The following is a 9,075-nucleotide window of genomic DNA, read 5'->3' as shown; positions in this document are numbered from 1 at the left end:
TTATCCATGTCAGACAGGAATGCTTTAAGGATCAAAAAATAATATGTTTCACTCCATTATCCATCTATTCATATCATAGGTTGTTTTAGCTTTTAGAGATCCGAATCTTCCAAGTATCAGGGCCTACTTGATGGATGTTTACACCATTTGAATCAACAGCTACAGTTACCGGCATATCTTCAACTTCAAATTCGTAAATTGCTTCCATGCCTAGATCTTGAAATGCAACCATGCGTGCTTTTTTAACTGCTTTTGATACAAGGTAAGCTGCGCCACCTACTGCCATTAAGTAAACTGCTTTATAGCTTTTAATCAATTCTATAGTTTCGAAGCTGCGTTCTGCTTTACCAATCATTCCTGCAATACCCATTTTTTCTAACATCATACCGGTAAATTTATCCATGCGAGTAGAAGTTGTAGGACCTGCTGGACCTACAACTTCGTCTCCTACAGGATCAATAGGCCCAACGTAATAGATAAACTTACCTTTTAAATCAACACCTTTAGGTAAACTTTCACCACTTTCCAGCATGTTCTGCAAACGCTTATGAGCAGCATCACGACCTGTAAATATTTTTCCGGAAAGCAAAAGAGTTTCTCCTGTTTTCCATTTCTGAACTTCTTCTTTGCTAACATTATCAAGATTGATACGATGAGCGCTTTTTTCCGCTTTCCAAGTAATTTTTGGCCAATCTGCCAACCTAGGTACTTTAAAATCAGCCGGACCATTTCCATCTAAGGTAAAATGAATATGGCGAGTTGCTGCACAATTTGGTACTAAACAAACAGGTTTTGAAGCAGCATGAGTTGGTGTTGTTTTAATTTTTACATCAACAACAGTTGTTAAACCACCGAGACCTTGTGCTCCAATACCTAACAGATTAACTCGATTAAAAATATCTAAACGTAATTCTTCTTCTTTATTTTTTGGTCCACGATCTATAAGATCTTGAATATCAATATGTTCCATTAAGACTTCTTTTGCCAATATTGCTGCTTTTTCCGCTGTACCGCCAATACCTATTCCAATAATACCTGGTGGACACCAACCAGCACCCATTAACGGCAACGTTCTTTCTACCCAATCTGCTATATCATCAGAAGGATTAAGCATAACCATTTGAGTTTTATTTTCAGATCCTCCTCCTTTTGCTGAAATATAAATGTCGATCTTATTACCTTGAACCATATCAATATGGACGATGGCAGGAGTATTGTCCTTAGTATTAATACGCTTATCTACAGGATCCATCAAAATAGAGGGACGCAATGGGTTGCTTGGGTTCCGATAGGCTTGACGAACACCCTCATCAACCATTTCTTGCACAGTCAGATCAGTTGAGTCCCATAGAACCTTCATACCGATTTTAACAAAACAAACAACAATTCCTGTATCTTGACATATAGGTCTATGACCTTCAGCAGACATACGTGAGTTGATTAAAATCTGAGCAATAGCATCCTTAGCTGCTTGACTCTCTTCTCTATGGTAGGCTTTTTCTAGAGATTGGAGAAAATCTAGTGGATGATAGTAAGAGATATACTGAAGTGCTTCAGCTATACTTTTAATCACATCTTGCTTTCGAATTACCGTCATACTAGGCACCATCATGCACAATTCCTTTGTTTTCCTAGGATATCACTTCTCTATCAAGGAGAGGATGAAGCAATTTATTTTAATATTGACTTGCTATCCAAAGTAACAAATTAATATTTAAACTTTAAAGCTACCTTAATTCTGTTCCACTTGGATACATCTACAGTTAGTTCGATATTCTGCTTATTTCGATAAGAGTTCAATGACTGTCCTCTTCAAGTCACTTGTATATTCAATTTATCTTTATTGATAACACGTTGGATTACTTTTTATGTAATCTATTAATTTAGAGGGACTGAAGTTAATTCTATAGTTGAGCTATACAACGTATAGCTGGATCTCCAATCCGAAAACAGCATGAATCGCAGATTCAGATCTTGATCTGTAACAAAATGATGTAATTTTTACTTCAAATAATCAAAGTACAACGCTAAACACATCTTGCTGAAAGTTTTAGTGAGTATTTAAAAAAACTAGCTCCATTTGTTAATCATATTTTCTAAATTATCTACCGTATAAGGTTTAACTAAAACATCGTCCATTCCAGATCTGATGCATCTCTTGTACTCTTCTGATGTACTACATGCTGTCAGTGCAATAATAGGAACTTTACAGCCCTGTTTTCGTATATGGCATGTTGCCCTAAATCCATCCATTTTCGGCATTCTGCAATCCATAAATATTAGGTCATATTGACGATTTTTTACCGCTTTTATTGCTTCTATCCCATTTTTCTGAAAATTAGCAGAGAGATGCAATTTCTTAAGCATCTGGTTAATGATCATACGATTTATTTTGATATCGTCAATTACTAAAATTGCGGGTCCGACCATAAAACTTTAGTTATCACTGGTAGTACAATTCCATTTAGAACTTGAAAAATCCAACACGTTAGTTAATTCTGGATAAGTCTAGAAACCTGTTTTTTAAAAAAAATCAATTTTCTTAGATTCACATCCAATGTTTTACCGTAGTTACGCTTTAAATAAAACGATATTGCTTTTTTATTTCGCAGTTGTGTTATATGCTTAGATCTCGGCTATTAGTTTAAGTATCATTCACCCCAATAAGTGCAATTTGCTGTACAAGTTTCTTTGATTTCTACTTTATTTAATAGAGGAAGGGTCGATTTTAACTCCTGCCAGATCCATTTTGCAAGCACTTCGCTTGTCGGATTTTCCAGCCCTTTAATTTCATTTAAATAACGATGATCTAAACGATCATAAACTGCCTTGAAAGCGGTACTAATGTCATCAAAATCCAGTACCCAGCCAGTATTAGGATCAACTTCACCTAGAATATAAAGTCGCACTAAAAAAGAATGTCCATGCAAACGACTACACTTATGACCTGCAGGAACATTTGGCAAATAATGAGCAGCTTCAAATTTAAAATCTTTGTATAATTCGGCTTTCATTTTAACTTAAAACTTTTAAAGTGAACAAAACAACATTAGAAAAACATCAGCGTTAAACCCAACGTTATTGATGATTACGAAGAAACGCTCCTAAATATCAAAATCCAAACTAGATGGAATTATATCACGAACAGTCAAACATATTCCAATGTAAATATTGGTGATAGAATTAAATTCTTTAATCTTACTAACTAACATGATAGAGATAATTAGAAAGCACTACTCACAGGGAGGAGCTAAGTAAATAGACGCTAAACCTCCAAGTGATGTTTCGCGATACTTTTTGTTCATATCCCTTCCAGTCTGATACATAATTTCTATGATCTCATCGAGGGAAATCAAACATTTGTTACTACGTTTTAACGCCATGCCTGAAGCGTTTATTGCTTTTATTGCTCCCATTGCATTACGTTCGATACAAGGTACTTGAACCAAGCCATTAATAGGGTCACATGTCATACCAAGTGAGTGTTCCATTGCAATTTCAGCCGCAATACACATTTGAGTATTGTTCCCACCTCTTAGAGCAGTCAGACTAGCTGCAGCCATAGAAGAAGAAACACCTACTTCACCTTGACAACCCACCTCTGCGCCACTAATAGAAGCGTTAGTTTTATATAAAATTCCAATAGCTGCAGATACAGCTAGAAAATCTTTTATCTGCTGTATACTGAGCTCTTTAATAAACTTGTTATAATACATTAGTACCGCAGGAATTACACCAGCTGCACCGTTGGTTGGTGAAGTAACAATCTGTCCACCAGCAGCATTTTCTTCACTTACTGCAAAAGCAAAAAGATTAACCCAATCCATAATTAATATTGGATCATTTTCAAACGATGTGTTAGCCCTCAGGTTTTTAAGTAAATGTGGGGCACGGCGACTAACATTCAACCCACCTTCTAAAATACCCTCTGTTTTAAACCCTCTTTCCATACACAACAACATAGTTTGCCAAATCTCATTAGCTTTTTTATCAATAGACTCCTCTGAATTAAAGGCTAATTCATTTCTCAATATCATTTCAGCTAAGCTTAAATTGTGTTTTTTTGCCTGAAGCAGCATTTCATTAGCAGAAGTAAATGGAAATTCCACACTAACCCTAGCTTCACCATCGCCTTCCTCTAATTCTTTAGCGGTTACTATAAAACCCCCACCGCTCGAATAGTAAGTTTCAAGTACAAGCTGAGATCCTAAAGAATCATAAGCAGCAATGGTCATACCGTTTTCATGCAATGGCAGACTATCAGAATGGAAGAGGATATCAGATTTATATGCAAAATCAATAGAGTGAGTACCTAATAAAGTTAATTTTTCATAATTAATAACACTTTGAAGAATACTATGTATATCACTAATTTTTATGGTATCTGGTTTATTTCCTAGCAAACCTAAAATGACTGCCCTGTCAGTATGATGACCTTTGCCTGTTAAAGAAAGAGAACCGTATAAATCTACTTGAATACGATTCACTTTAGTTATCAAAGGAGCAATAAGACGAGAAAAGCGATAACCCGCAATCATTGGTCCATTAGTATGAGAACTAGAGGGCCCAATACCAATTTTGTAAATATCAAAGATTGATAACACGATTAGTTCCTGAAAATGTCAGAGTTTGGACAAAAATTCATTTTTAAAAAGTACGAATCTAGAATACATAAATTTAATATTTTTCTTTTTGAAATCTTGTCATATCTTTTATTTAAATCACATTTTTTTATAAAAATATGATTTAAAGATTTATTGGATATGTTTTTTCTAATTTAACCGATTCTTGTTTAATCATTTTAGGTATGTCCAAAGTGATTTTTCCTAAAATACCATCGTGTAATTCATGCAATAAAATCCTAGATACTTCATGCAAATCAACCTTTCCACCAATGTAAGATGCCCCTCGTTTTCGCGCGATTTTTTCTATCAACTTAACACTAGACTTAGAAAAATATTCAATTTGATTGATAACATTTTTGAAGTTTTCGAGGATACTGTTTAGCAAGATATGGAACAGTGTAAAATGCAACTGCTACTATAATAAGATGGATTCATCTTTCACAGTACCGGTATTAATCAAGTGGAAAGTAGTATGTAGACTTTAAATTTTTCTACAAAAAATTTCTAGAGTATCCAACAAAACGATATCATTTTAAATGAATACCTTGCTGATGGGTTCTTGCCAGTTTCTTACAAACAAAAATAACAACAGAACGGGCAGCCAATGTATTGATAATAGCTGATTTACCAACATTTAGAATACCTAGAAGCACCATTCGAATATTTCCATATTTTTTATATCACGAAAACCAAGTTAGCGAGAGAGCCTGTACAATTGAAGATAAAAAATTAGATAATACCGTGTCAGTGTCACAACTATAATCAAGATATGCTTGCATATAGTTAAAGAGATAAAATCTAGGTTTATTGAATTCAAATAGGTGTATGACATTGTCTTAAACAACACTAATTCTTGTAAATATGATCTAACTATGATAGGTGTATAAGTGTATTTTCATTGGTCTCTTGAAATATTTTTTAATGTTCTATGGAAAGTATGAATTGTTGTTAGATGTGTTAATCCAAAGTGTGAATAACTTTCAGGGTGACTGTTTATCCCTATGTAAGGATCGGTACCCTACTTTGCATAATCAAAGAATGGAAAAAAATTATTTTGGATTAGCTTTTTCAAGTAGACTAAAGAAAACATTTAGCAAATTAGGTTATGCTTCCGAATGTGCTCAACTTTTAGAATCGAAAAAAAAAATAGATTTGGTAAGTAATCGTTACCGAGTTACTTCGGCCATTGGGACGATATGGATTCTCACTCCACATATGGTAAGCACAGGCAAAGTATATAAAAATAAACTGATCAAAGACATCGAGGAATGGCAATCCGAATATGCTTTTGCAATTCAACCCAATGATATACTATTGCTATTCATAGACCACTGGTTCAACCGAAGTAGAAAAAGTCGTGAGTTTATCCATTGGTGGACCGGAAAGTTTCCAGATTCAATAAAAGATTACAATATTCAGGGAATTCATCTACATAAAAGTTGTTCTCAACTAAACAAACTACTAGAACAACAGTATAACCTCGCTCCTTGCTTTACAAAATTTCTACATCCTCTAAAACATCCAACTAACAAGCAAACAATACGCAAATACGTTCAGCTATACGCAGCAATTGAATGGAATAAGAGTTAAATTTAACTATTAAATGAATCATTTAACTAATTTTTCAACACGAGCCTTTAGCTTTTGTCCAGGACGAAATGTAACCACTCTTCGTGCAGAAATAGGGATATCTTTTCCTGTTTTTGGATTGCGTCCTGGGCGCTCATTTTTATCACGTAGTTCAAGGTTGCCAAAACCAGACAACTTTACCTGCTCACCATTTTCTAAAGCTTTACGAATTTCCTCAAAAAATATCTCGACTGTTTCTTTGGCATCTCGTTTACTATATCCAAATGTTTCAAACAAATTTTCAGCTAATTCAGCCTTTGTAAGCGCCATACTCTCTCCTAAAAGCTCTATTTTTATTTTTTACGGACATAAGACATACAACCAGTGTACACTAAACCTTCCAGTTTTCTTAAAAGTTTCCTATTGTTTTTCTTATATATTGAAAGAATTCATCCATAAAATCAGCGCAAAAAATTTTCTAGCCACGAAGAGACGCACGAAATTTCTCGGATATATAAAGAACAATTTTTTTGACAACAAGATTAATATCCGATTCTTTTAAGGTATGCGATGAAGATTGCAGTATTAAAGCAATTGCTAAGCTTTTCTTTCCTACTTCAAGACTATTGTCAACGTATACATCAAATAATTTTGCATCTTTTAAAAGCTCTCCTCCCACTTCTAAACATGCATTGATAACATCGCTACAAGCAACTTCCTCGTCAACAAGTACTGAGATATCACGGCGATTAAAAGGGAATTTAGATATTGTTACTGAGTTAGAAACAGTACGCTTATCAAGTGCAGAACACTTAATTTCAAAAATAACAGGAGGACTATTAAATTCAAAATAGCATTCTAGCTTCGGATTGATTATACCAATAATACCTACCTTTTCCCCATCTACAAGAATTGATGCAGACTGATTAGGATGAAGTGCAGGATGCTCCTCTTTCCTGAAGTCATATGACTTTTCATTCATAGATAAGTTTAAAATAGACTCTAAATGACCTTTTAGATCAAAAAAATCTACTTTTTTAGACTCAACAGCCCAGTGATCTTCAGTTAGAGTACCAACAATGATAGCAGCAAGCATTGGTTCTTGCCGAATCCCATTTTCTGAAGATATACATGGGGCAAAACACAATCCATATTCGAAAAGATAAATTCGTTTCTGTTGACGTTTTTGATTATAAACAGCACTATTTAGCAAACCTTGGATTAGGCCGAGACGCATTACAGACATATCTACAGAAATAGGATAGGGTAATTTTAGCGGTTTAATCTGAGGAACAATCAATCTTTGTTGTTTTGGCTCAACAAAACTATATGTAATAGCTTCGCAATAACCAAGATCTACTAAAAGATCGCGAACACGTCTAAGTGATTGATTTTTTCTTCTAGGTTCATTTCTTTTAAGAGAAACTACAGGATATTTATTTGGAATATTGTCATAACCATAGATGCGGGCAATTTCTTCTATAAGATCTTCCTCAATAGCGATATCAAAGCGCCATGTCGGAGTTTTTACCAACCAGTTACTCTCTCTTTTTTCAATGAAAAAATCAAGACCTTGTAAGATTTTTGTTACATCAGAATCTGAAATATGATGTCCGAGTAGTGCGTTTAACTTAGAACGACGCAATTCAAGCATGACTCTTTTAGGTAAGCTTATTGCGGCTTTTACAGAAACAACCGGTGCAACTTCTCCACCGCAAATATCCACTAAAAGTTGAGTAGCACGCTCCATTGCAGTCATTTGCAACTCATAGTCTACACCACGCTCGAAACGTACTGAAGAATTAGTTTGTAGCCCGTAACTCCGTGCGCGACCACAAATAAATTCTGGAGTAAAAAATGCGCACTCAAGCAAGACATCTTTAGTCTCAAGGTTAACATTTGCGCTTTCTCCTCCAAAAATTCCTGCAATCGAAAGTACTTTGTTAGCATCTGAAGTGACCAAAGTATCTGAGTTTAGTATGCGTTCTTTTCCGTCGAGAAGAATCAGTTTCTCTCCTTGTCTTGCCATACGAACAATAATCTTACCTTCTATTTTAGCTGAATCCAACGCGTACACTGGTTGCCCTTGCTCTAAAAGTACATAATTTGTTACATCAACTACAGGGTTAATGGAGTTGATTCCAGAACGGCGGAGTTTTTCTTTCATCCAAAGTGGTACTGTAGCTCCAATATTCAAACCCTTAACTACACGACAAAGATAATGAGGACATGCTTCGGGAACCCTGACTTCTACAGAAAAAAGATGATTTATATCAATCTTAGCAGCCTGAAAGTCAGGTTTAACAATGTCTGTACAATTAAGAGCGGCAACTTCACGTGCAAGCCCACGAATACTAAAACAGTCCGCACGATTTGCTGTCAGATCTAGATCGATACTTACATCATTCAAATTAAAGAATTCATAAAAATCGCTACCTATTGGAGCATGTTCAGGCAATTCAATAATATCCTCTCCTACGTAGTCATCAATACCTAACTCGATGAATGAACAGAGCATACCATAAGAGAATTGACCACGTAATTTTGCTTTCTTAATCTTGACATTATCTGGTAGTACAGCACCAATCGTTGCTACTGCAACCTTGATTCCTTGACGACAATTTGAAGCTCCGCAGATAATATCTAAATCCTCTTTGCCATCAACGTCTACTTTAGTGAGATATAATCGATCAGCATTTGGATGTTGCACACATTCAATAATTTGACCTACTTTTACACGAGTAAATTTTTTACCTACAGAAGAAATATTTCTGACCTCTATACCTGCCATAGTCATTTGATGAGTAAGTTCAGAGGTAGAAATTGAAGGATTAACCCATTCGCGAAGCCATGATTCACTAAATTTCATTGTGTTCTACCT

Annotated in this window: 9 protein-coding genes; 1 reads left to right on the top strand and 8 read right to left on the bottom strand. The window is 35.1% G+C overall.

The features are described 5' to 3' along the window. Positions 1–85 precede the first annotated feature (85 nt). From CF67_RS04640 to CF67_RS05165, 6 genes are all read right to left on the bottom strand, one after another. Positions 86–1,597 (bottom strand): fumarate hydratase, encoded by a 1,512-nt coding sequence (locus CF67_RS04640; protein ID WP_034415042.1) that lies wholly within the window; start codon positions 1,595–1,597, stop codon positions 86–88. A 473-nt stretch (positions 1,598–2,070) separates the two neighbouring features. After that, positions 2,071–2,430, bottom strand: coding sequence for a response regulator (locus CF67_RS04635; protein ID WP_034415027.1), 360 nt, complete (start codon positions 2,428–2,430; stop codon positions 2,071–2,073). 221 nt (positions 2,431–2,651) lie between these two features. Continuing rightward, positions 2,652–3,014 (bottom strand): 6-carboxytetrahydropterin synthase QueD, encoded by a 363-nt coding sequence (gene queD / locus CF67_RS04630; protein ID WP_034415025.1) that lies wholly within the window; start codon positions 3,012–3,014, stop codon positions 2,652–2,654. Positions 3,015–3,233: 219 nt separating this feature from the next. Then, positions 3,234–4,604 (bottom strand): L-serine ammonia-lyase, encoded by a 1,371-nt coding sequence (locus CF67_RS04625; protein WP_034415023.1) that lies wholly within the window; start codon positions 4,602–4,604, stop codon positions 3,234–3,236. Positions 4,605–4,746: 142 nt separating this feature from the next. Beyond that, positions 4,747–5,010 (bottom strand): hypothetical protein, encoded by a 264-nt coding sequence (locus CF67_RS04620; protein WP_052538144.1) that lies wholly within the window; start codon positions 5,008–5,010, stop codon positions 4,747–4,749. A 142-nt stretch (positions 5,011–5,152) separates the two neighbouring features. Further along, positions 5,153–5,281 (bottom strand): hypothetical protein, encoded by a 129-nt coding sequence (locus tag CF67_RS05165; protein ID WP_278184775.1) that lies wholly within the window; start codon positions 5,279–5,281, stop codon positions 5,153–5,155. Between the two features lie 286 nt (positions 5,282–5,567). Here CF67_RS05165 and CF67_RS04615 point away from each other — a divergent pair, with 286 nt between their 5' ends. Further along, entirely contained in the window at positions 5,568–6,215 is a 648-nt protein-coding gene (locus tag CF67_RS04615; protein ID WP_034415038.1) for a hypothetical protein, read from the top strand. 18 nt (positions 6,216–6,233) lie between these two features. On the opposite strand, the gene ihfA is transcribed toward CF67_RS04615, so the two are convergent. Together ihfA and pheT are read right to left on the bottom strand one after the other, a co-directional pair. Then, on the bottom strand, positions 6,234–6,524 hold the full coding sequence (gene ihfA, locus CF67_RS04610) for an integration host factor subunit alpha (RefSeq protein WP_034415020.1): 291 nt from the start codon (positions 6,522–6,524) through the stop codon (positions 6,234–6,236). A gap of 148 nt (positions 6,525–6,672) precedes the next feature. Next, on the bottom strand, positions 6,673–9,063 hold the full coding sequence (pheT, locus tag CF67_RS04605) for a phenylalanine--tRNA ligase subunit beta (protein WP_034415017.1): 2,391 nt from the start codon (positions 9,061–9,063) through the stop codon (positions 6,673–6,675). Positions 9,064–9,075 lie beyond the last annotated feature (12 nt).

This window comes from Candidatus Photodesmus blepharonis (assembly GCF_000731795.2).
Taxonomy (GTDB): Bacteria; Pseudomonadota; Gammaproteobacteria; order Enterobacterales; family Vibrionaceae; genus Vibrio; species Vibrio blepharonis.
The sequence above is the reverse complement of the archived record's forward strand: the minus strand, read 5'-3'. Positions and strand labels throughout refer to the sequence as shown.

Coding starts and splice junctions, on each gene's coding strand:
- pheT (WP_034415017.1), bottom strand. CDS start 9,063: ATGAAATTTAGTGAATCATGGCTTCGCGAATGGGTTAATCCTTCAATT.
- CF67_RS04635 (WP_034415027.1), bottom strand. CDS start 2,430: ATGGTCGGACCCGCAATTTTAGTAATTGACGATATCAAAATAAATCGT.
- CF67_RS05165 (WP_278184775.1), bottom strand. CDS start 5,281: ATGGTGCTTCTAGGTATTCTAAATGTTGGTAAATCAGCTATTATCAAT.
- queD (WP_034415025.1), bottom strand. CDS start 3,014: ATGAAAGCCGAATTATACAAAGATTTTAAATTTGAAGCTGCTCATTAT.
- CF67_RS04640 (WP_034415042.1), bottom strand. CDS start 1,597: ATGACGGTAATTCGAAAGCAAGATGTGATTAAAAGTATAGCTGAAGCA.
- ihfA (WP_034415020.1), bottom strand. CDS start 6,524: ATGGCGCTTACAAAGGCTGAATTAGCTGAAAATTTGTTTGAAACATTT.